At 59.9% G+C, this 21,167-nt stretch carries 16 protein-coding genes and 2 pseudogenes; 13 read left to right on the top strand and 5 right to left on the bottom strand.

All coding sequences use genetic code 11. From position 1 onward, the window contains the following. Nucleotide 1: 1 nt before the first annotated feature. The 4 genes from P9272_RS33215 to P9272_RS33200 form a co-directional block, all read right to left on the bottom strand. Entirely contained in the window at nucleotides 2-838 is an 837-nt protein-coding gene (locus tag P9272_RS33215; protein WP_278164307.1) for an ABC transporter permease, read from the bottom strand. 131 nt (nucleotides 839-969) lie between these two features. Beyond that, the gene (locus P9272_RS33210; protein WP_278164305.1) at nucleotides 970-2,148 is read right to left on the bottom strand and encodes an extracellular solute-binding protein; all 1,179 of its coding nucleotides are present in this window, start codon (nucleotides 2,146-2,148) and stop codon (nucleotides 970-972) included. Between the two features lie 109 nt (nucleotides 2,149-2,257). Then, nucleotides 2,258-3,454 carry an amidohydrolase gene (locus P9272_RS33205; RefSeq protein WP_278164303.1) on the bottom strand — a complete coding sequence of 399 codons (1,197 nt, stop codon included), beginning with the start codon at nucleotides 3,452-3,454 and terminating at the stop codon, nucleotides 2,258-2,260. Between the two features lie 436 nt (nucleotides 3,455-3,890). Beyond that, entirely contained in the window at nucleotides 3,891-4,463 is a 573-nt protein-coding gene (locus tag P9272_RS33200; RefSeq protein ID WP_278164301.1) for a cupin domain-containing protein, read from the bottom strand. 181 nt (nucleotides 4,464-4,644) lie between these two features. On the opposite strand from P9272_RS33200, the gene torT reads away from it, so the two are divergent. The 7 genes from torT to P9272_RS33165 all read left to right on the top strand — a co-directional run bounded on the left by torT (nucleotide 4,645) and on the right by P9272_RS33165 (nucleotide 14,718). Next, nucleotides 4,645-5,724 carry a TMAO reductase system periplasmic protein TorT gene (gene torT, locus P9272_RS33195; protein ID WP_278164299.1) on the top strand — a complete coding sequence of 360 codons (1,080 nt, stop codon included), beginning with the start codon at nucleotides 4,645-4,647 and terminating at the stop codon, nucleotides 5,722-5,724. A 5-nt stretch (nucleotides 5,725-5,729) separates the two neighbouring features. Continuing rightward, on the top strand, nucleotides 5,730-7,253 hold the full coding sequence (locus P9272_RS33190) for a sugar ABC transporter ATP-binding protein (protein ID WP_278164297.1): 1,524 nt from the start codon (nucleotides 5,730-5,732) through the stop codon (nucleotides 7,251-7,253). A 9-nt stretch (nucleotides 7,254-7,262) separates the two neighbouring features. After that, a complete protein-coding gene (locus tag P9272_RS33185) occupies nucleotides 7,263-8,315 on the top strand; it encodes an ABC transporter permease (RefSeq protein WP_278164295.1) in 1,053 nt (350 codons plus the stop codon). A 1-nt stretch (nucleotide 8,316) separates the two neighbouring features. Beyond that, the gene (locus tag P9272_RS33180) at nucleotides 8,317-10,395 is read left to right on the top strand and encodes a hydantoinase/oxoprolinase family protein (RefSeq protein ID WP_278164293.1); all 2,079 of its coding nucleotides are present in this window, start codon (nucleotides 8,317-8,319) and stop codon (nucleotides 10,393-10,395) included. Nucleotides 10,396-10,413: 18 nt separating this feature from the next. After that, nucleotides 10,414-12,270 (top strand): hydantoinase B/oxoprolinase family protein, encoded by a 1,857-nt coding sequence (locus P9272_RS33175; protein ID WP_278164291.1) that lies wholly within the window; start codon nucleotides 10,414-10,416, stop codon nucleotides 12,268-12,270. A 10-nt stretch (nucleotides 12,271-12,280) separates the two neighbouring features. Beyond that, a complete protein-coding gene (locus tag P9272_RS33170) occupies nucleotides 12,281-13,591 on the top strand; it encodes a M20 family metallopeptidase (RefSeq protein WP_347404084.1) in 1,311 nt (436 codons plus the stop codon). Nucleotides 13,592-14,097: 506 nt separating this feature from the next. Next, a complete protein-coding gene (locus tag P9272_RS33165; protein WP_278164287.1) occupies nucleotides 14,098-14,718 on the top strand; it encodes an EamA family transporter in 621 nt (206 codons plus the stop codon). A gap of 198 nt (nucleotides 14,719-14,916) precedes the next feature. Here P9272_RS33165 and P9272_RS33160 read toward each other — a convergent pair whose 3' ends face one another. Beyond that, nucleotides 14,917-15,426, bottom strand: a complete 510-nt coding sequence (locus tag P9272_RS33160) for a hypothetical protein (protein ID WP_278164285.1) — start codon at nucleotides 15,424-15,426, stop codon at nucleotides 14,917-14,919. A gap of 172 nt (nucleotides 15,427-15,598) precedes the next feature. On the opposite strand from P9272_RS33160, the gene P9272_RS33155 reads away from it, so the two are divergent. The 6 genes and pseudogenes from P9272_RS33155 to P9272_RS33130 all read left to right on the top strand — a co-directional run. Then, nucleotides 15,599-15,937 (top strand): hypothetical protein, encoded by a 339-nt coding sequence (locus tag P9272_RS33155; protein ID WP_278164283.1) that lies wholly within the window; start codon nucleotides 15,599-15,601, stop codon nucleotides 15,935-15,937. Between the two features lie 614 nt (nucleotides 15,938-16,551). Beyond that, on the top strand, nucleotides 16,552-19,305 hold the full coding sequence (locus tag P9272_RS33150) for a phosphoenolpyruvate carboxylase (protein WP_278164281.1): 2,754 nt from the start codon (nucleotides 16,552-16,554) through the stop codon (nucleotides 19,303-19,305). Between the two features lie 42 nt (nucleotides 19,306-19,347). Then, nucleotides 19,348-19,630: pseudogene (glyA, locus tag P9272_RS33145) on the top strand (serine hydroxymethyltransferase); the annotation flags it as partial. Between the two features lie 592 nt (nucleotides 19,631-20,222). Continuing rightward, on the top strand, nucleotides 20,223-20,360 hold the full coding sequence (locus tag P9272_RS33140) for a hypothetical protein (protein WP_278164279.1): 138 nt from the start codon (nucleotides 20,223-20,225) through the stop codon (nucleotides 20,358-20,360). Nucleotides 20,361-20,390: 30 nt separating this feature from the next. Further along, nucleotides 20,391-20,537: a hypothetical protein gene (locus P9272_RS33135; protein ID WP_278164277.1), complete on the top strand. Its 147-nt coding sequence runs from the start codon at nucleotides 20,391-20,393 to the stop codon at nucleotides 20,535-20,537. 487 nt (nucleotides 20,538-21,024) lie between these two features. Next, nucleotides 21,025-21,167, top strand: a pseudogene (locus tag P9272_RS33130) (serine--glyoxylate aminotransferase); the annotation flags it as partial.

Here is a 21,167-nt window from a genome sequence, read left to right as displayed (position 1 = left end):
GCTAGCCCCTCCCCATGATTTGGCCAAGGAAGCTCCGAATGTCGGTCAGCGCGTACCAGAGCACGAGCAGAACCACCATGAGGGCGACAGTGACTGTCGACATCGCAGCGGCCAGCGGATAGTCGAGCACGTTCATGGCGCTGGTGATGGTGTTGCCCATCAACTCATAGCCCGCCCCCCCCAAGATCAGCGACACTGCGCTTTCACCGAGAATGCCGACGAGAGCGAAGATTACCGCGGCAAACAATCCCGGCAACGAGAGTGGCAGCGTGACTCGCAGGAACGTAGCAACCGGCGATGCTCCCAGGAGGTAGCTTGCCTCGATCAACCGCCGGTCTATTCCCGCGAGCGAAAGCCAGAGGGGAAAGACCATGAACGGCATGTAGGAGGCCACGAGCCCGACATAGACGGAAAAGGTGCTGTAAAGCAGCCAGTCCACCGGCGCATCCGTCACGCCAAGCCCGATCAGCGCATGATTGATTGGCCCGTTCCTCCCCAGAAGGAAGGCCCACGCGAAATTGCGAATGATGTAATTGATGAGGAACGGGATCGTGAGGAGCAGCAGAACGATTCGGGTAACCGCCGGGCGGCTCAACCGCGCCAGGAGATAGGCGATCGGATAGGCGATCACCAGGCTGAGCGCAGTTGCCAGGAAGGAGGTCAGGACGGTTCGCTGCAGAACAGCAGTACGCACGCCTCCCAGGAATTCCGCGTAGGCGTTGATTTGGAAAGCCGGAACGATCGTGAAGTCTTGCCTTGCCCAAAAGCTGACCACGACCATGATCGCAAGCGGCCCTATGACGAACGCCAGGCTGAAGAAGATGGGGATCGTCAGCATCAGATGTCGCGCTGTATTGCGCATGGTCCTGCCCTGACTCGGATTCGTGTTCGACATGGCTCGCGAAGGCGGATCGATTGATGCGGCCTGGCATGGCGCCGCCGCCAAAAGCGCGCCATGCCAGGCCTGGCTCATGCAGCCTTGAAGCGTGCCCACTCCGCTTCCATGGCATGGACTTCTTTTGGCCAGCGGAATTGCCAATAGCTGCCATGTTGGAACTTGAATCGACCGCGCCCGTCCGCCTCGAGCGCCTCCTTGGGCTCGCCTGCATTGAACAGTTCGGGATGGGCGGCTGCGAATCCGGGCGCCTCGGAAGTTGTCATATAGCCGCGCGTGGCGCTGATGCGGGCCCCGTACCACGGCCCCATCATGAAGTTGAACAGCTCGTAGATGGCTTTCTGGCGTTCTTCGGTACGATTTGGATTGTTGGTGATGTAACCCGACATCGCCCAAAGCATGTAGCCTTCTTTCGGCACGGCATAGTCGCAATCAACGCCTTTCGCCCGCACGGAATAGATCATCGGCTCCCAGCCATCCAGAACATAGACTTCCTTGTTGACGAGCAGGTTCACGGCCTGCTCGTAACTGCTCCAGAGGACGCGGAACTGTCCTTCCTTCTTGCGGTCGATGAGGAAGTTGACCACCGTGTTGAACTCGCTGGCGGTCATGTCCGTAGGATCTGCTATGTTTGCGAGGCCCGCGGCCTTCAGATAGATCGCGGTCTTGTAACCGGTCGTGGCATAGTTGTCGTCCAAGGCTACATAGCCGCGGTACTTGGGATCGAACAGCGCGCCAAACGAATCCACCTTTCCCTTCGTCGATCCTGGAAGGTAACAGATGGACTCTCCCTGAAAGATCGTCGGGATGCCGTAGAGCTGGTTGTTATAGTAGAAGTAGTCGTAACCTGGGGTTCCCGGTTTCAGGTACTCCGAAATATATTTGTTCTTGCTCCAATTCGGCAGCCGGGAAACATCGACGGGCCGGATTAGACCAAGATCTGCCAGGGGCTTCTGCATGCCGCCCACGATGTGAATGCCATCAAACGTCTGAACTCCGCCACCTCCGAGCATCACGTTGATGATGGCGGACGGAGCGTTACCGATCGCGACGAGATTGACGTCATAGCCGGCCTGGTCGGTGAATAATTTCCAGCTGCCTGGATCGCCGACCCCAATGTCGGCCAGATTTAGAGTCTTGTCCTGGGCCAGCGCTTTCGACCATGGGCTGGCGCTGAAAGCCAACCCGCCACTGAGCGCAAGCATGGATTTCATCAAATCGCGTCTGGTCTGTACTTCATTCACAATTGCCATGTGTCTCTCTCCCTTCTGTGCTGACCTTTGACGGCAGTCAACTTGTCCGTGCTTGTGGCCCATGGAACGGCTCCGCGCGTTACGCACCGAGCACGCTGGCCGGCTCATTTCAGGTATCGGTCGGCAGGCACCAACCGGGGCCTCTTGCGGTCGTCACATATTCCGGCCACGGATGATGTACTGGCGGCGGAACGTTCCGATCTAGAAGCGGCGCAAGCCAGCGTTCTCCGCCAATGCCGCCGCCGGTCCGGCGATCGAACTCATCCCTGCAGCGTGCCAGCTTGTCGGGCGACGTTAGGAGATCGATGATCGTTGATCCGATCACCTTGGCCGCGGTGAATATGACGGGATCGACCACGGCGGGCACGCCGCCGAGAGCAGACCCCACCCATTGCGGATACACATATCCGGGCTGCGGCGAAGCGAGTCGCGGTCGGGCGACCAGGATACGCACCGTTGGCGCATGCCAGGTGTATTCGACATAGTCGTCCGCACCGTAGTGCGTCTGCCAGTCCGGCAGCGTGGCCCGGATCTGGGCTTCGGCTTCCTTCGGCGGGGTCATTCGGCCTGCACCTCTGACGAAGGGATCCTGCATCGGCGCGATCTCGAGATTACGCTGGCACGCCCGGGCAAACTCGCGTGCCTCCTCGTTCCACTCCGGCGGCCCGACACGCTCAAAATTGGCATATGCGATCTCGGCGAGCGCTTGATTTGGCAGGCCCGGTCGGGTGCGGCTCACCCAGTCGCTGCGCCAGCGCGTCTGTGTGAGACGCGCCACCTGCTCGGCATTGCCGTCGAGAACGGCAAGGATCCGTTCCGCCATCTCGATCGTCGGACAGCGCCAACTGTATTGGATCTGAGCGAAGCGAGGCGGCAAGTTGTCTGCCGTGGCCGTCGCGTTGGCGAGGATCGCCTCGTTGAGCGCCCAGGATCCGGTATGCGGCAACATTGCATCACGCAGGAATTTGCTCGTCGTGTACATCAGACAGAGAGCATCGAGAGCGCCCGGCGCACGAGCGGATGCCTGAGGGGTCGCCGCCGCTTCGGGCGCCGCCTGCAGCGTGCGTAACGACAGCCCGTATACTTCCTCGTGCTCGAAAGTGTAAACCTTCGACCAGAAGCAGCCGCACAACGTGTCCAGAGCACAGGTGTTCAGCAATGCCGGCAATGGTGACGAGCGCCAGGCGATTGCCGCGTCAATGCCATCATAATAGCCTTTTGCCGCATGAAAGACTTTGCCTCCGCACATGTTTTCGGCCGGCTCGCCGAAGAAGCGGATCGTTCCTTTCAGCCCGTGCTTTTCCATGGCCGCCTTTGCGGCCAGGACCGCACCTAGCGCGCCTATTCCGACCGCCGAATGCGGCTCCGTGAAGCCGGCCGCCCATCGACTGACGCCCGATCTCGGCATCTGATAAGGCACCGGCTGCTGCGAATTGCCCGGCACCGCATCATACTCGGCCCAGGCTGCGATATGGGGGCCATCTCCCGATGGCGAGGTCCAGCGCGCCGCAAATGCCGTCGGCATGCCCGCACTCGCGCTTTCCACCTCGAAGCCTTCTTGCCGCAACCTGGCGACATACCATTGCGCGGCGCGATATTCCCGCCATCCCGGTTCGTGGAGGCTCCAAATCGTGGAATGATCTCCGGAAAGATTCGGTCGATGGGCATCGACCCATTCAACGACAGTGCGCCATTCAGGTGTCATTTTCTAAGGCATCCGGTGCAAAAAGCGAGGAAGGAAGCTAGTAGCTCGGCGGGCTGATGATCCACATCACCTCGCCGCGGGTCGAGCCGACATTGACGGCCTTGTGGGGCAAAGAACTGCGATAACTGACGCAGTCCCCCTCCGAAAGCGCGAACCGTTCACTTCCTACCTGCAGTTCGAAAGTTCCCGCCAGCACGATGAACATTTCGTCCGAGTCGCCGTGCGAATAGGGCTCTGCGCCTGTGGTTCCACCTGCATCGAACTCACCGACAAAGACCTCCAGATGCTCGAGCGGAGTGGGCGTAAGCAGATATTTACGGCCATAAATTCCGAACGCCAGCGCGGACCTTTCCGATTTGCGGATGAGGCGAACGCCGGAGGTGCGCCTCTCGTCGAAAAGCTCAGCGACATTGGTACCGAGTGCCCGGGTGATCCGCTGCAGCGAGGCCAGGCTGGCGTTGACTCTTCCTCGCTCAAGTTGACTGAGGAAGCTCTCGCTCAACTTCGTCTTGTCAGCTAGCTCCTTGAGGGTCATGCGCGCCCTGGCGCGCGCCGTCTTTAGGTGCGCGCCAAGCGCCAGCCCGCCTCCATTTTCCGCGTCGATATCCATTATCTGACCCCCACGTTTCGGCTCAAAAGGGCTATGAAAAGTTCATGAAGACACTCACACTGAACTCTTTTTATCAGGGAACTCACGGATTTAAAAGGGGAAAAAAAATTTAACGACTCAAGTTGACATTCAGATTTAATTGTCACTAAAGTCTCTTCAGTCGCGAGCTTAGGAGGAGATCATGACTGCCACCATCATTCGAGCATCGATATTGGGATTGACAGTGACGCTTGGCAGCACGGCATGGGCCGGCGACGCCAAGCTTCCTTCCATTTTCACCCAGGCAATTCCAATCCTGCGTCCAGACGCGGCCAACATCGACAAGGTGACCGACGGCGAGTGGACCCTGCTCGATAAGGCGAGCCGCAAGTGGAGTATCTGCGCCAGCTTGCCGACGATGAAAGACCCTTACTGGAAGGCGGTCGATTATGGCCTGGTAACGCAAGCCGAGCGGCTAGGTGTTAATCTTACCATCCTTGATGCTGGCGGTTACGGGAATTTGAGCAAGCAGATCAGCGATCTCGAGGATTGCGCGTCGTCCGGCGCCGATGCCGTTCTGGTGGCGGCGATCAGCGGCGAGGGCGTGAAGTCCAAGGTCGATCAGCTCGTTTCCGAAGGCATGCCGGTTATCGAATCCGTGAACCGGATCGCGTCGCCCAACGTGACTGCGCGCTCCACGGTCGACTTCAAGCGGCTGGGCATTGCGCTGGGAGAGCATCTCAAGGAGAAGGCCGCCGGTCAGCCCTTGCGCGTTGCGTGGTTTCCGGGACCTGAGGGCGCCGGATGGGCTGTCCGCACCGACGAAGGCTTCAAGGAGGCCCTGAAGGATTCCAAAGTCAAAGTCATTTCCACGAAGTGGGGCGATACCGGACGCGATGTGCAATTGGGGCTGATTGAGGACACGCTTCAGGCTGAATCGTCGATCGACTGGATCGCCGGTGTGGCTCCAGCGGCCGAAGCCGCGGTCGGCGCCGTGAAAGACGCAAACAGAACCGGCATCAAGATCGCATCGTTCTACCAGACCGACGCGGTCGCGAACGCGGTGAACGCCAAGGAAATTGCCTACAGCGGCAATGACAACGTTGTGTGGATGGCTGCGATGGCCCTGGATTTGGCCGTCCGGCAGCTGCAAGGCGAAAACATCAAGGGAACCGAGATTTGGCCGAAGCCGCAGGCGTTTACCAGCGACGCTCCGGTTGATCTGGACAACAGTTCGGGCTTCGCCCCGAAGGACTTCCTGCCGAAGTTCCAGGTCAAGTGAACGTCATGGACCGCCCCGAGATCGCGCTGTCAGACGTTCCTGCATTGCTCGAGCTGCAGAACGTGACCAAACGCTTTCCCGGCGTGGTGGCACTGAAGGACATGAACTTCTCCCTCTTGCGGGGAGAGGTTCACGTCCTGTTCGGGGAGAACGGAGCCGGAAAGTCCACGCTCGTCAATGTGATCGCCGGCACCTATCGCTCCGACGAGGGGAGCATGCGCTTCAAGGGTGAGGCCGTGCGTTTCGAATCTCCTGCCGACGCAAGGGCCGCGGGGATCAACGCAGTCTTCCAGGAGTTCAGCCTGGTGCCGACCCTCACGGTCGCCCAGAATATCTTCCTCGGACGCGAAGTCCGCAGCGGCCGGCGCCTCGACAACCGCGAGATGGACCGCCGCGCGGCGGCAATCCTTGCCGACCTCGGCTTTCCTCTTGACCCAACGGCCCGCGTCGATCGGCTTCCACGATCGTCGCAGCAGATGCTGGAGATAGCCAAGGCGCTGCAGGGCGACCCCCGCATACTCATCCTCGACGAGCCGACCGCCTCTCTCACCGAGCGGGAATCAGAGGTCCTTTTCACCCTCATAAGGCGACTGACTTCAGAAGGCGTGGGGATCATCTACATCACCCACCGCATGCAGGAGATCAAGGTCGTTGCGGATCGGATCACGGTCATGAGAGATGGCTCGCTCGTCGCCACGCTCGATGACATAGCCGATGTCGACGAGGATCGTCTCGTTTCGCTGATGACCGGTAGGGAAGCGACAGCACTTTATCCGCAGATTGCCTGCCGCCCAGGGGACGAAGTACTGGCGCTGCGAGGCGTATCGATTGCCAGGGCGGGCGTCAGCGCGATCGACATCAACGTCCGAGCGGGCGAGGTTGTCGGCGTGGCCGGCCTGGTCGGCTCCGGCAAGGCCGAGATTGCGGAAGCTTGCTTCGGTCTCCATGCCTTGACATCCGGGCACATAGAAGTCTGCGGGCAAACCGTCGATCCCATGTCCCCAAGCGAGATGTTGCGACGGGGCATGTATTTCCTTCCGTCGGATCGCCGACGCGAAGGCCTGGTGCTTCCCCGCTCCCTTCGCGAGAACATTTCCATCGCATCTTTGAGCGAACCGGAACTGTCGCGGTTTGGGGCGGTGTTGCGGTGGCGCGAACGATCGAAGGTGGAAGAGCTGATCGCCAGACTTCAGGTCCGTCCCGCCGCTCCCGACCGTCCGATCGCCTTCTTCTCCGGCGGCAATCAGCAGAAGGCACTGTTTGCCCGTGGTCTGCTGCGCGCACCCAGGGTTCTCGTGCTCAACGAGCCGACAACGGGGGTGGACGTCGGAGCGCGCAGCGATGTCTACAATCTAATCAAGGAAGTGTGTGAGCGGGGAGCCGGTGTTCTGGTCGTCTCTTCGGATCTTCCTGAAATCCTGCACCTCTGCCACCGGGCCTACGTCGTTCATCGTGGCAAGGTTCAGGCAGAGCTTTGCGGTCCCGAACTGACCGAAGAAGCGGTGCTTGCAAACTTTTTTGACGCGTAGGAGGTAGTGATGTCAGTCAGGACGGCGTCGCCCAAGCCGATACTGGAAGCCGCTCATTCGAACAACCGCATCGCCAACGCAATGCGGTTGCTGGTAACGATTGGTGTGCTGCCAATCCTGCTGGTCGTCATGGCGGTCATTTTCGGATTGATTGAACCTCGCTTTCTCAATCCGGCAAATCTCATGAACATACTGAGGCAAGCGACGTTTCTGGTGATCGTGGCCATGGGACAGATGTTGGCCCTGATCAGCGCAGGTTTCGACCTGTCGGTCGGCGCCATCGTGGCTCTTACCAGCGTCATCGCAGCCTTGGTGATGGTCTATATGATGGGAGCCGACGGCACCGGGTCCCCGATGCTCGCGCTTATCGCGGGATGCGGCGCGGGCCTTCTCGCCGGTCTCGGATTCGGGCTTCTGAACGGGTTGGGCGTCGCCGTCCTCAAGGTCTCGCCGTTCATCGTTACCCTGGGAACCTCCTCTGCAATCGCAGGAATCGCGCTCCTGCTGACCGGGGGTGCGCCCGTGGTAGGTCTTCCGCCGCTCTTCGTCGAGAATTTCGGTAGCGGCAGAATATTTGGTGTACCGACGGTCATCTACATAACCATCGTGATCGTCGGCATCATGTATTATGTGATGAACTGGTCGCGGTTTGGCAGATATGTCTACGCCATTGGAGGAAACGAAGTCGCCGCGCGTCTGTCAGGCATTCGGGTCGGCCGCTATCTGACGAATGTCTACGTTGTCAGCGGCTTGCTGGCCTCCACCGCGGGCCTCCTCCTGACAGCGCGGGTTTCTGCAGGCGAGCCGAACCTCGGCGGGCCCTTTGCAATGCAGTCGATCACCGCGGCCGTGCTCGGCGGAACCTCCCTGCGTGGTGGCGAGGGCAGCCTTGGCGGCGTGATTTTGGGCGCCCTTTTCATCGCCATGCTGGCCAACGGAATGAACCTGATCCGGGTTTCGTCCTTCTGGCAGATGATTCTGCTCGGTTGTCTGCTCGTCTTTGCGGTTGTCTTTGATCGTGTCCGTAGCAAGCTCGCGCGTGCCGCAGCCAGGGAGAAATAAGATGCGTTACCGGATCGCGGCCGACACCGGCGGAACTTTCACGGACGTTGCGCTTTCGCGTGACGGAATGGATCCGGTCATCGGCAAGTCGCTGACCACGCGCGCGAGAGTCTTTGAAGGCATCGAAGCTGCGATCGCCAACGCTGCGCAGCAATGCGGGACGACCGTGGAAGAGGTTATTCCGAACACCGACATCTTCATCTACGGAACGACGCACGCGACGAATGCAATCGTTGTCGGAGCAACGGCGAAGACTGCCTTTCTTTGCACACGCGGCTTTGCCGACACGCTGGTCCTGCGCGAGGGCGGAAAACGCAGCGCCTTCGATTTTCGCTCGGAATACCCAAAGCCGTACATTCCACGATCCCTTACCTTCGAGGTCGCAGAACGCATCGATGCGGAAGGGGGAGTGGTCGAACCGCTCGACGAAAATCAGGTCAGAAGCCAGCTCCTCGAGATGAAGAGCATCGGGGTGGAGGCCGTCGCCGTCTGCCTGCTTTGGTCTGTCGTTAATCCGGCGCATGAGAACGCCGTCGGCAGGCTGATCGAGGAATGCCTCCCGGGAGTTCCCTTCACGCTTTCGCACAGGTTGAACCCGATTGTACGAGAATACCGTCGGGGTTCATCGGCGGCCATCGATGCGTCCTTGAAGCCTCTGATGCAGACCCATCTCTCCCAGTTCCTCTCCGATCTGGAGAGTAAAGGCTTCAAAGGCTCGCTGCTGACCGTGACGTCAATCGGTGGCGCCATGCATGTCGAGGACCTGGTCGACCGGCCTATCTACACCGTCCGATCGGGGCCGGCGATGGCGCCCGTGGCTGCAACGGTCTACGGCGCCCAGGACGGGTCGTCCGCAGACCTGATCGTGTGTGACACAGGCGGTACGACTTTCGACGTGAGCCTGATCCGCGCCGGACAGATCAAGGAAACCCGGGAAACGTGGCTCGGCGGGCGTTTCGTCGGCAACATCACCGGGCTGTCGTCCGTGGATGTGCAGAGCATAGGATCGGGCGGGGGCTCGATTGCGTGGGTAGACAGCGGTGGTATGTTGCGCGTTGGGCCGCGCAGTGCGGGGGCCGAGCCCGGACCGGCATGCTATGGGCGCGGCGGTTCCGAGCCGACGGTGACGGACGCGGCCCTAGTCCTTGGCTTTCTCGATCCCGCCCACTTTCTCGGCGGCCGCATGTCGCTCGATTTGAATCTGGCGCGGCAGGCGATTGATCGCGTGGCTTCACAATTGTCGATCTCGGTCGAAGAGGCTGCGTACGCGATCTACGTCATCGCCACCGAGGCCATGGTCGGCGCTATCCGTGAAATCACCATCGAAGAGGGGATCGACCCCCGCGAATGTCGAATTGTCGCCGGAGGCGGCGCTGCCGGCCTGAATGCGGCAGCCATGGCATCGGAACTGGGAGTGGCTGAAGTTCTCGTGCCCCGCACCGCCGGCGCGCTCAGTGCCTGTGGCGGGTTGTACGCCAATGTGATGACCGAAACGAGCGCAACGTTTTACGCCAACACCCAGGCCTTTCCGATCGACGAAGCAAACGAGGTTCTTGCAAGGCTGGAGCAGTCTCTCAGCGGAATGGTAGAGACACTGCGCCAGCGCGGATTGGATGACGTTCGTATCGAATACCGGCTTGAAGCGCGATATCCCTTCCAATCATGGGAGCTTGAGGTACCTCTTCCCTTTTCCCGCTTCGCGACGACGAAAGATGTCGATCGCTTGCGGGATGCCTTCCACGCAGTGCACGACCGCGTCTTTGCGGTCAGCGACCCGGGCCAGGATATCGAATGTCTGTTCTGGCGAGCGCGGCTCGTGGCGCCGTTGGGCGACCGGCCATCCGAGACGACAAAGAAGGGGCCGGATCAGGCGCCCCGACCGCGCGCCGCGCGTCCGGCCGTGTTTGGCCGCGAGGCGGTTATGACTCACCGTTACGAAGGCAACGATCTGCTGCCGGGCACGACGGTGACCGGACCGGCGGTGATCGATGAGATGACAACCACCATAGTCGTTCCACCTGGAAGTGTGCTCAGGGCGACTGAATACAACTACGCAATCAGTGTGGCGACCGAGGCATAAGGGAACGGAGCTTGTTTGATGGATACCGCCACTGAAAAAGACCAGGCGCGTACCCGCGCCTTCGATCCTCTCCTGCTTTCGGTCTTGGCCAACAGGTTCGACAATATCTGCCGGGAGATGACGAACACGCTCCTGCGGGCAGGCCGCTCGACGGTCATCAGCGTGGCCAGGGATTTCTCCTGTTCTCTGGTCACCGCCGACAACCGGTTACTAGCCGCCCCCGAGAGCTTGCCCGTGCATGTTTTCGGCTCGCATCTGGTGACCGAGTCCATGGTTCGTCTGCATCCGGTGCTGGAGCCTGGCGACGCATTTCTCCACAACGACCCCTACGACGGCAACACGCATGCTGCCGATCACACTATAATCGTTCCTGTCATCGTCGACGGCGTTCACCTCTTTTCCGCCTGCGCGAAAGCCCATCAGGCCGATTGCGGGAATTCCCTGCCCACGACCTATATGCCGAATGCCCGCGATGTATACGAGGAAGGAGCGCTCATTTTCCCGTGCGTCCGGATTCAGCAGAATTACCGTGACGTCGATGACATCATCCGCATGTGCCGCAGCCGCATTCGCGCGCCGGAGCAATGGTATGGCGACTATCTTGCGGCCCTCGGTGCGGCGCGCATCGGCGAACGCGGGCTCCTCGCATTGGTCAACAAATATGGCATGGAGACGGTCAAGATCTTCATCGAGGAGTGGTTCGACTACTCGGAGAGGCGGGTCGCCGACGCCATCAGCAGGTTGCCCACCGGCCGGATAGTGGGCCATGGCAAGCATGACAGCACGCCGGCGTTGCCGGACGGCGTTCCGATAAAAGTTGTGGTCGACATCGACGCCGAGGCGGGCAGGGTCGTTGTCGATCTTCGCGACAATATCGATTGCGTTCCCGCCGGCCTTAACCAGTCGGCCGCCTGCGCGTTCAACAATGCGATGACCGGTGTGCTCAACGCGCTTTCGGAAGATCTGCCGTGCAACGCCGGCACTTTTCGACGCATGAAGGTTCTGCTGCGCGAAAACTGCGTTGTCGGCATTCCGAAGTTTCCGCATTCGACGTCGATGGCGACCACAAACCTTGCCGACCGCCTCGTCAGCATTACGCACGCCGCAATCGCCGACTTCGCCGACGGACATGGGCTGGCAGAGGGGGGGATGAGCACGGGACCCGGAATAGCCGTCATCTCCGGGCATGATGATCGTCGGGCCGGTGCGGAATACGTCAACGAACTGGTTCTGCAGTCGAACGGCGGTCCGGGTTCGCCATTTGCGGACGGCTGGCTGAATTATGGAACACCCGTGATAGCGGGGATGATGTACCGGGACAGTGTCGAACTCGATGAGCAGAAATATCCCATTCTGATCCGTTCTCTCCGTATCTTGCGGGATTCTGCCGGAGCCGGAACGTTCCGCGGCGCCCCCGGCCAGGAAGTCATCTACGGGCCACGCTTCGGCTCCATGACGGTGATCTATACTATTGATGGCCATTCGACGCCGCCGCGCGGGGTTCGCGGCGGGCGACCGGCATCGCTTGCCTCAGCCGAGCGCATTACTGTAGACGGCAGGCGCGTTCCCTTGCCATCGGTGTCACTGGAAGTCATTTGGCCGGGCGAGTGGATCGTGGGTACGACGAATGGTGGCGGCGGCTATGGAAGCCCGCTTGAGCGCGATCCTGAAAGAGTCTTCGCGGATGTCGTCGACGGATGGGTTAGCCCTGAGGCGGCCCTAGAGGTCTATGGCGTCGTTCTGACGGAATCCGATGGCATCCTGGCCCTCGACACCGAGGCCACGAGCGAGCGTAGAGCGGCGCGGCGCACGGTCCAAACAACAGACGAAGTCGGCAATATGCCTGATGAAACCGACCACGTTGTGAGGAATTAGCGCTCGAAACATGAGGGGCGTTCGGGTCGCCAGAACACTACTGGAGATTGTTGGGATGTATGATGGCTACGATCGCGAGCTAGTCCATTGGATCGACAGCCATGCCGAGAACCTCATCGTCTTGGCCTGTGATTTGGTCAGGATCCCAAGTGTCACTGGAAATGAAGGCGAACTCGCCAAGCTGATCGCCGAGTGGCTCTCACGGAACGAGTTTGAATTCGAACTAAGCGTGGTTCCCGAGGAATTTCGCCGCAAATTTCCGGATTTTTCCGAGGAGCGAGATTTGGTGGCGCGCCCAAATCTTTATGCTCGCCTGAAGGCGCCTGGCGACAGCAAGTATCCGCCAGTCGTGCTTAATGGCCACCTCGATGTCGTCCCAGTGGGAGATCCAGCCCGATGGCGATTTGCCCCCTTCTCCGGTGTCCGGTCGGATGGTTCGATCTGGGGCCGCGGGGCGGCCGATATGAAGGGGCCGATCGCGGCGGGCTTGATGGCCATTCTGGCGTTGAAAGAATGCTCGGCGGCGCTTTCTAATGACATCGAATTCCAGCTAGTGATCGGCGAGGAAACCGGCGGGCTCGGAACCATCTTTGCCCTGTCCGACCGACCTCGACCAGGAGCGGCAATCGTCCTCGAGCCTAGTCAGGGTAGAATCGTCACGGCCGGCGCCGGATCCGTCCAATTCACGGTCCGGGCATCAGGAAAGGCGGCGCATGGCTGCGCCCCTTGGGAAGGCAGGAGCGCGCTCGCTATGCTCCTTAAATGCCTCGGGCGGCTCGAGGCGTACGCCGCGCGTCGCAATGCTTCCCTCTCGCATCCGCTCTTCGCCGCATTTCCTCAACAGGCCCCGCTCAACATCGGGACGTTCTCCGCGGGAGAGTGGCGCGCCACCGTGCCGGAGAGCGGCCAGTTTTCCGGCCGGATGGGGATCCTTCCAGGAGAAGAGATCACCAGCATACGGCGGGAGATCGAGGAAGAGGTAGCGCGATGCAGGAGCGATCTGAAGGTCGAGGCGCATGAACTATCGATCGACTGGCCCAATGTCGGTTTCCCTGCCTGGGCGACGCCGCATGACGCGGAACTGATCGAGGCCTTGCAATCAGCGGCCCGCACCTTGGATAGCCCAGGAGAGCCCTGCGGCGTAATGTTCGGAAGCGACGCGGGTCACTTTGCGAGTCTGGGCATTCCCGTCGCCATCTACGGTCCCGGCGAGATCGCCAAGGCGCATATGGTCGACGAGCATGTGCCGGAGCGAGCGGTGGTGGATGCCAGCAAGACGCTGGCGATAGCGCTCGCTCGGCTGGCTACCCGGCAAGCTTAGTTAGTCCTGAAAATCGGCGGGGGAGTTCGCATCGCAAATTCTCAAATTCCGGTTGGCTCTGGGGTTCAAGACCGTCCGGGGCGACCGATCTGGCCGCAATCTGCGTTTGTTGCAACTTAAAATAATCATGACGGCATGACGTTTTCACTGCGATACACCACTTCTCGAAATGGCTAAGCGGGATTGTTCGACGCGCCGTTCTAAGCCTCTTATGCGGCACAAGGTCGAAGGTGACGCGCTTGAATAACGAAAGCTCAGTGCGATGATGCGAGGATCGCTCAGGAGGACCGCGTTCTTTGCGCTGGCGGCAGTAATGTTCTGGGCCACCTGGCTGGCTTTCGCCCTTATTGCAGCACCGGCACCACCGTTTTTTGTCTTATCGGTTGGGGCCTTGGTCGGGTTCCTTACCTCAGGAACGATTTTCGCTCTGCGTGGCAGGTCGAGAGAATTCTTCGGAACGCCAGTCAAAACGCAGCTCACCGTTGCAGCTAGTCTCATGGGCACGAATGGCTTCTTTCTGTTTGCTACCGCGGATTGGCGCCGCCGAGGCAAATGTCATCGCATTTCTGTGGTCCATCCTTCTTATCTTGATCCTGTCTCGGCACGGCGACGAGCGCCTGACCAACATCCAAAGGCTAGGTATTGTAATCGGTTTTGCCGGGGCAGTGTTGGCCATCGGCCCGACCTTCGGCAACGGTTTTGATCCCGGGGGTACTTTCCTGGCCTTCCTGGGAGGGTTGAGCTTTGCCATCTATTCCGCGACCCGCCTTCACGGCGAGGAGTTGCATGATGTCGTAGGACCGTCGTTGGGCATCCTAGCACTGGCCGCCAGTGGGCTGCTCTTGCTAATCGAAACGCGAAGCTCCCTGGAATGGGTTCAGTGGCTAGCAATTGTCGGCATTGGCGTTTTGTCACTAAATCTTTCCAACAGTTTTTGGGACAAGGCAATCCGCACCGGCCATACGGCCACCATATCCTCAATTGCTTATTTTACACCGTTGGTTTCCCTGCTGCTCCTAGCCGCCCTTGGTATTGGCACTGTCACAGTTGCTGCGGCAGCGGGTGGAGTATTGGTAGTTTCGGGGGCATTAATCGCCTCTTTCCCGACCCTTGCAAGTCGGGAATGAGGTCGCAATGGCTTCATCATGCGCTGTGCCTCGGGATTGAGGGCCTGGACTATAGGCAAACCTCGCCTACCGAATCATGGAACCATTCGATGGGGAGAAAATTCCCTCTGCAATGCCGTCGACTTGAAGCCGAGCCTGCAGCCGACGCTGCGCTTGATAGGCCGAAGTTCCTGCTCGATCGGGTTGTTGAGATTGGCTTCAGTGACCGTGGCGATCTTCAGCGTAAGCGCCCGGTGATGCTTTACTAATTACCCACAAGTTCGGTGGCCTCAAGCCGAGCCCGATATCGGTCAGGCCCGTCAGCCATGGCAATGTTGCAGGGCGGCGGGTCGCGCGTGCGGTTGAGATAGCCGCCGAGCCTGGCGATTTTGTTGGTGTAGAACGCCAAGCCTCGCGGTGATCCCTGATTTGACCGCGAGTCGGGTATGAGCCAGTCAAGGATTTGACCTCGAGTGACGTGAGCGCCAATTCGGGCGGCGGTTCGGGCGCAGCGCGGCTGCTAATGGAGACCCAGAAGACGCGCCAGCTGAGGATGCAGAACACGGCCAACAGATTTGCCAACCGTTCCGCCGTGGCGCGTTTGACCTCTTGGGCTCGACATCCCGACTTCATGATCTTGTGGAAGACTTCGATCTTCCAGCGCAGGGCATACCAAGAGAGCTTTTCGATCTCCTGCTCGGCGTAGCGAACCGTCAGGTTTGTGACCAACCGCCAATCCACTCGATCCTCGCGTTCACGGGCCGACAGAGACAAAGGAGAGCTATCGCTGGTTGGAACACTCCGACGCTGAAAGGCGAGGGCGCTGTGTCCATATCGGCGATGGAGAGAGCGACATTACGAGCTCTTCTGCTTCGCCTCGGAGCTCAGCACGAGCTTCCTGGTGCGCGTTCAGACCGATCGCCTCGCTGGCGCCCGCGACCGCGCGGTCGCGGCGGTGATGGTCAACGAGCCGCCCTGTGCTGCTCATGTGGTTGAGATTCGCGACGACAAAGGCGACGCCGTCACGGTGGCTTTGGATGCCAAGTTCTACACCCTGCCCCCAATTGGCAAGCAAAAGCGATATTCCCGCTCACACCGGGTCGGGCCGATCTTGCGCATGAGTGCGGCCGTGCCCCTGAACTTGTCGCGGGTCCAGAACTTCACCGCCGTCAGCCCGCGGGGAACACCTTGCGCCGTTACCTCCAGGCTCGAATGCATCAGGTTGCCACACGGTGTTTAGGCGTGGCCGCTCGCTTTGCCCTTGTCGCCGCCGATGACCTTGGTGATGTCGATCGCCTCGGTTTTCACCCGTTGATACGCAAACCCGGTCGTGTCTTGCAGAACCAGGATCGGCCCCTAGGTGCCCGCCACGCGATCGCTTGCCTCGTGGCCGTCCCACATGTGTCGCGCGCTTCTGTCGCGTCAGACCTCTCTCAGATATCATCAAGCTGGGTAACAAGCCGTTCGCCAGGACACCGCCCCCCGGCTCATCCGCGCTTGCTTTCGCTTGGCGCTGTTCAGCGGACCTTCAACGCGATGCCCCTCATACTGGTTGGCTGACCGTGTTGCGCAATCAATAGTCAAACCGCCGAACATGGACGGCTTCAAGAGACTTTTCCCGGGGGGATTCGACGTTCATCGTTACTGATTGACCGGGGCGTGCGCTACCCAGAATGAATGCTGAAACCACCCATTCGGGCGTTCCCTCAGAGGCGAAAAAATGTCACTCAAAGGTGCCGCTTGCGAGGGGAGGACAAGATATCACTTGCGGGGGGTAGAACGCAGAACTATCTAATAAACCAGTGAATAAGATAAATATAACATAAGTATTCGTACAATCACGCAGGCGCCCACATGAATTTACTCCAGGAACGCTCCCATCGCTCACATGAAGAACAGGGCGACGCCTTGGAAGAAAGCCGACCAATTAGTTTCCGAGAGGATGCGAGAAGCCTCCTTTTTCGGCTGTTGCTGTATGTCGTTAATGAGCGGGAGCCTGGTATAGCAGAGGTGCTTAACGGGCTGGCCGATCTCGACAAGCTCGCCAAGGAGCGGCGGATTGCCGCCTTGCAGGCTACTGGAATCTGGTTTCAACTACTGGCTATCGCCCGCGAACTCACCGCCATGCGGTCACGTCGCGAGCTTGAACAGGCTGGCGGCCCCGACGAGGTTGTCGGATCATTTTCCAATGTCATTGGCCAGATAGCCGCGCGCGGCTACCCGGCAGAAACGGTACAGGAGGTCCTGGACGGTCTTTGCGTCGGTCCGACGATGACGGCGCATCCCACCGAAGCGAAGCGCGTCACGGTGCTCGAAATCCACCGCCGCATCTATCGCAAGCTGACAGAGCTGGAACAGCAAAGATGGGCACCGCGCGAGCGCGACCTGCTGATCCGCGATCTCAAGAGCGAGATCGAGATACTGTGGATGACCGGTGAGCTGCGGCTAGAAAGGCCGTCTGTCGAGCGCGAGATCGCTTGGGGGTTGCATTTCTTTCGGGAAGTGATCTTCGAGGCTACGCCACAGCTTTACGAGGCGCTGGAAAGCGCATTGCGGCGCCACTATCCACAGCATGATCTCAGGGCGCCGTCGTTCATGCGCTACGGTTCATGGATCGGTGGTGATCGTGACGGCAATCCTTATGTGACGGCGAAGACCACCGCATTTGCCCTATCTGAATGCCGCAATGCCGCGATCGAGTGGTATCTGGGACAGGTCCGGCGTCTGGTCACGGTGCTGAGCGCGAGCTCAAACGTCGTGGATTTCCCGGAGATTTTTCGACCTCCGCTAGCTATCGCACTTGAACGGAGCGGCGAGGGGCAAGAGCTCGCAGCGAGGAACTCCGACGAGCCGCTTCGGCAGTTCGCTGCCGCCATGCTGCGCCGGCTCGAGGCGCTGCGCGGTCAAGGGAGCGGCGTTGCCTACCCGAACGAGGAGGCCTTCAGAAAGGATCTGCTTTCGCTGTCGAAAGTGCTCGATCAGATCGGCGGTACCTTAATCGTCAAACGGTTCGTTCAGCCACTTCTGCAGCAGCTAGATAGCTTTGGCTTCCACACTGTCTCGCTCGATATTCGCCAGAACTCGACGGTGGTGAACCGGGTTTTGGCCGAACTATTTGCTGCGGCCAGCCCAAGGCGATCGACTGCGCTCCGCCCGGGCACTCCGCAATGGTCGGTGCGCATCCGCCAAGGTCTTCTTACGGGCGAGAGACTCAAGATAAAGCGTGACCGGCTTTCCGAGGAAGCCCGCGAACTACTTGAGCTGTTCGACGTCATTCGCGATGCCGCTGCGGACACCGGCAGCACCTCGATCGGGGCATTCGTCCTATCAATGACGCAGTCGCCCGAGGACATCCTAGCCGTCTATTTAATCGCTCAGTATTGCGGTCTGGCAACCGCGCTCGACGGCTCGGGCACGATCAGGCTCAAAGTCGTACCGCTTTTCGAGACGATAGGCGACTTGCGGGCCGCTCCCGAGATCATTGACCAATTGCTCGGTACGTCGATCGTTCGTCGCTCTATACGCGATTTTGGCAACCACCAGGAAATCATGCTCGGCTATTCGGATTCCAACAAGGATGGCGGGTTCCTCGCTTCCAACTGGGAACTGAGCAAGGCGCAGAAGCGACTCACCCGGACGGGCCAGAAAAACAAGATCAAGATCAGCTTCTTTCATGGCCGCGGTGGATCGGTCAGCCGCGGCGGCGCGCCGACCGGTAGGGCGATCGCCGCACAGCCGGCGCAAACGGTCGGCGGCGTCATGCGCGTCACCGAGCAGGGCGAGGTAGTGTCGTCCAAATTCGCCAATCGCGGGACGGGCCTCTATCAACTCGAGATCTTGGCGGCCAGCGTGCTTGCCCATAGCATCAAGTCGTCCGACGAGGTCGAACTGAAGGACAATCCGGAGTTCGAAGAGGCACTCGAGGCGCTGACCGGCATGTCCCAAGCGTCCTATGCCAGCCTCATCAACGAGCCCGGCTTCATTGACTACTTCAACCAGGCAAGCCCGGTCGAGGAACTTGCACTTCTGAAAATCGGATCGCGGCCGGCGCGCCGGTTCGGCGCCAGCAGCATCACCGATCTTCGTGCTATCCCATGGGTCTTCGCCTGGAGCCAGAACCGTCATCTGCTGACCGGATGGTATGGGATAGGCAGCGCGCTCAATTCCTTTGTTGCGGTGCGCGGCGATCATGGGGTCGAGTTGCTCAAGCAGATGTTCGAACGCTCGCGCTTCTTCCGTCTCATTGTCGATGAGGTCGACAAGACGCTTTACCAGACCGACATGGAAATCGGTCGGCTCTACGCGGGGCTTGTCAGCGAACCCGAAATCGGCGAGCGCATCCACACGAAGATCACCGCCGAGTATGAGCTGACGTGCAGGATGATCCGGGAGATGACCGGGCGAGCCGATCTGTCGATTCGCTTTCCCGCGTTCAAGCGTCACTTCGACCGTGTTCGCCCGCAGATGGACGATATTCACCGTCTTCAGGTCAAGCTTCTGGATGAGGTCCGATCGCAAGAAGTTGCGGCACCAAGTCCGAAGCGAGCAATCAATGCGCTTCTAATGTCGATCAACTGCATATCCACCGGCCTTGGCTGGACCGGCTAGGGATTAGGGACGGCGCTGTCTCGCCCCCAAAGGAGGATTCTCATGAACATTCCCGCAAGACCAGGCATTGGCACCCTAGGCGAGTTCTTCCAAGCATCCGCGGCCGAGACCGATCCGGCCGTCAGTGCGGCAATGGATCGCGAGTTGCACAGGCAGCGCGACGAGATTCGAACTGATCGCTTCGGAAAAATATCGTCTCGAAGGCCGTGCTTGAGGCGCAAGGCTCGGCACTGATAAACAAATATGCCGAGGGCTATCCCGGCTGGCGCTACTACAGCGGTGACAGTATGTCGACAAGGTCGAAGACCTGACACGCGATCGCGCAGGCCTTCCTGGGGTGGGCTCCGCCGGCATGCCTGCAATCCGTTGGGCAGGCCTAACACATAAACAAAATCCCACGGACGCGGCCTCACGATTGTGAAGGCGCTCATCGCGTGGTGATCGGTGGAGACCATCGTTTATGGAAAACATTTATGAGTGCTCATGCGGCCTTGCTGGTCGCGACCCTTGCGAAGCATCGCAATTTCTACCTCCGCTTCACCATGGACACGCGCCAATCGGGTTGCACCTAGCATTTCAAGACGCCCTGGAGTGTTACGAGGAATGGGCGGACAACGCGGAAGAACCGAGGATCCAGCTCGATGGGCGGCATGTGACGATCAGTTCCATTTTCTTTCGGATGACAGATTGTACGGACCTCTTGCCCAGGCGAACGCTCATAACGCTTTTCGCCATCGTGCGGGCAGCTGACCGAGCGTTTCTTGAATGTGGCTCCCCGACATTTGGGGATGGTGGCAGGCTGCTGGTTGCACTCTGTCGCAAACGCCGTGGGGTCATCGCCGCGACATAGGCATCACCCGACAACCGAGGTCATCAGCAGCGCGCCGGCTGCCGTGCGGTCGGGGATACAGCGCGGCGTGATTGAGGTTGTGCTGTTCGACGGCGCGCGGGTGCGGGTGGACGCCGAGGTCAGCAAGGCGGCGCTGCGGCGGATGCTGTCGGCTCTGAAGGTGGCGGCCTTGATCGCACCCAGGCTGGAGTGTGGGTCTATCTAGCGATACATTAGTGCGATTGGGATGGACGGCTTGGCCGCCAAGGTCCAGAGCGTGCTGGCGCAGTTCGTGGCAGGCCGTTTTCAGCTGAGACTGACCCAACTGGCCCTGGCCGTCGAAGGAATCGGCGGCGGACCGTCGCACCAGAACCGGTCATGCGACCTCAAGCCGTCTGCATAAGTTCCTGACTGGAAGGATTTGCGCCGGTCCCGCCGCGCTTCCACACCCTGATCCAGACCGTAAGTCGTACAGTTTCAATCCGGAGGCCCATCACGCCGATCTGTCGCGCCGACGACGATCCGGCCAATCGGCACCGACGAACTTCTCCTCTGTAACCGGCGCGCCCGATCCGACGCCAGTACTGGCCGGCTAACGGTGGGCGCGATCACTCCGGTCTACACCGTCCGACTCGCCGCCGAAACGCCAGGTGAGGACGCCAAGCTGAGGCCGGGATCGGACATGCCTGCACAGAGCCCGTCCCACCGGGTAGGTCCAGGCTATCCGGTTAATCTTTTATGGCCCCCCGAAGCGGTTTTTTTTTCAATGCCAAGCGGTGACATTTTCTATCCTGACAGGTGTTGTTCTGGCCAGTAAGTGAAAACAATCTTGCAAAATGGCAGGGACGCAATCGGGGTCTCGGCCAAGCCTAACTTGAGGAGAAGCAGTCATGGCCGGTTACACCCATCTCTTCGTTCCGGGACCCACCAATGTGCCGGAAGTTGTTCGCCAAGCAATGAACCTGCCGATGGAAGATATGCGCGCCTCTTCCTTCCCTAACCTGACGCTGCCGCTGTTCGAGGATATCAAGCG

Source organism: Mesorhizobium sp. WSM4976 (assembly GCF_029625685.1).
Taxonomy (GTDB): domain Bacteria; phylum Pseudomonadota; class Alphaproteobacteria; order Rhizobiales; family Rhizobiaceae; genus Mesorhizobium.
The sequence above is the reverse complement of the archived record's forward strand: the minus strand, read 5'-3'. Positions and strand labels throughout refer to the sequence as shown.

Excerpts from the sequence above, each read along its gene's own strand:
- P9272_RS33215 (WP_278164307.1), bottom strand. The coding sequence starts at position 838 with ATGCTGACGATCCCCATCTTCTTCAGCCTGGCGTTCGTCATAGGGCCG.
- P9272_RS33210 (WP_278164305.1), bottom strand. The coding sequence starts at position 2,148 with ATGGCAATTGTGAATGAAGTACAGACCAGACGCGATTTGATGAAATCC.
- P9272_RS33205 (WP_278164303.1), bottom strand. The coding sequence starts at position 3,454 with ATGGAAAAGCACGGGCTGAAAGGAACGATCCGCTTCTTCGGCGAGCCG.
- P9272_RS33200 (WP_278164301.1), bottom strand. The coding sequence starts at position 4,463 with ATGGATATCGACGCGGAAAATGGAGGCGGGCTGGCGCTTGGCGCGCAC.
- torT (WP_278164299.1), top strand. The coding sequence starts at position 4,645 with ATGACTGCCACCATCATTCGAGCATCGATATTGGGATTGACAGTGACG.
- P9272_RS33190 (WP_278164297.1), top strand. The coding sequence starts at position 5,730 with ATGGACCGCCCCGAGATCGCGCTGTCAGACGTTCCTGCATTGCTCGAG.
- P9272_RS33185 (WP_278164295.1), top strand. The coding sequence starts at position 7,263 with ATGTCAGTCAGGACGGCGTCGCCCAAGCCGATACTGGAAGCCGCTCAT.
- P9272_RS33180 (WP_278164293.1), top strand. The coding sequence starts at position 8,317 with ATGCGTTACCGGATCGCGGCCGACACCGGCGGAACTTTCACGGACGTT.
- P9272_RS33175 (WP_278164291.1), top strand. The coding sequence starts at position 10,414 with ATGGATACCGCCACTGAAAAAGACCAGGCGCGTACCCGCGCCTTCGAT.
- P9272_RS33170 (WP_347404084.1), top strand. The coding sequence starts at position 12,281 with ATGAGGGGCGTTCGGGTCGCCAGAACACTACTGGAGATTGTTGGGATG.
- P9272_RS33165 (WP_278164287.1), top strand. The coding sequence starts at position 14,098 with ATGGCTTCTTTCTGTTTGCTACCGCGGATTGGCGCCGCCGAGGCAAAT.
- P9272_RS33150 (WP_278164281.1), top strand. The coding sequence starts at position 16,552 with ATGAATTTACTCCAGGAACGCTCCCATCGCTCACATGAAGAACAGGGC.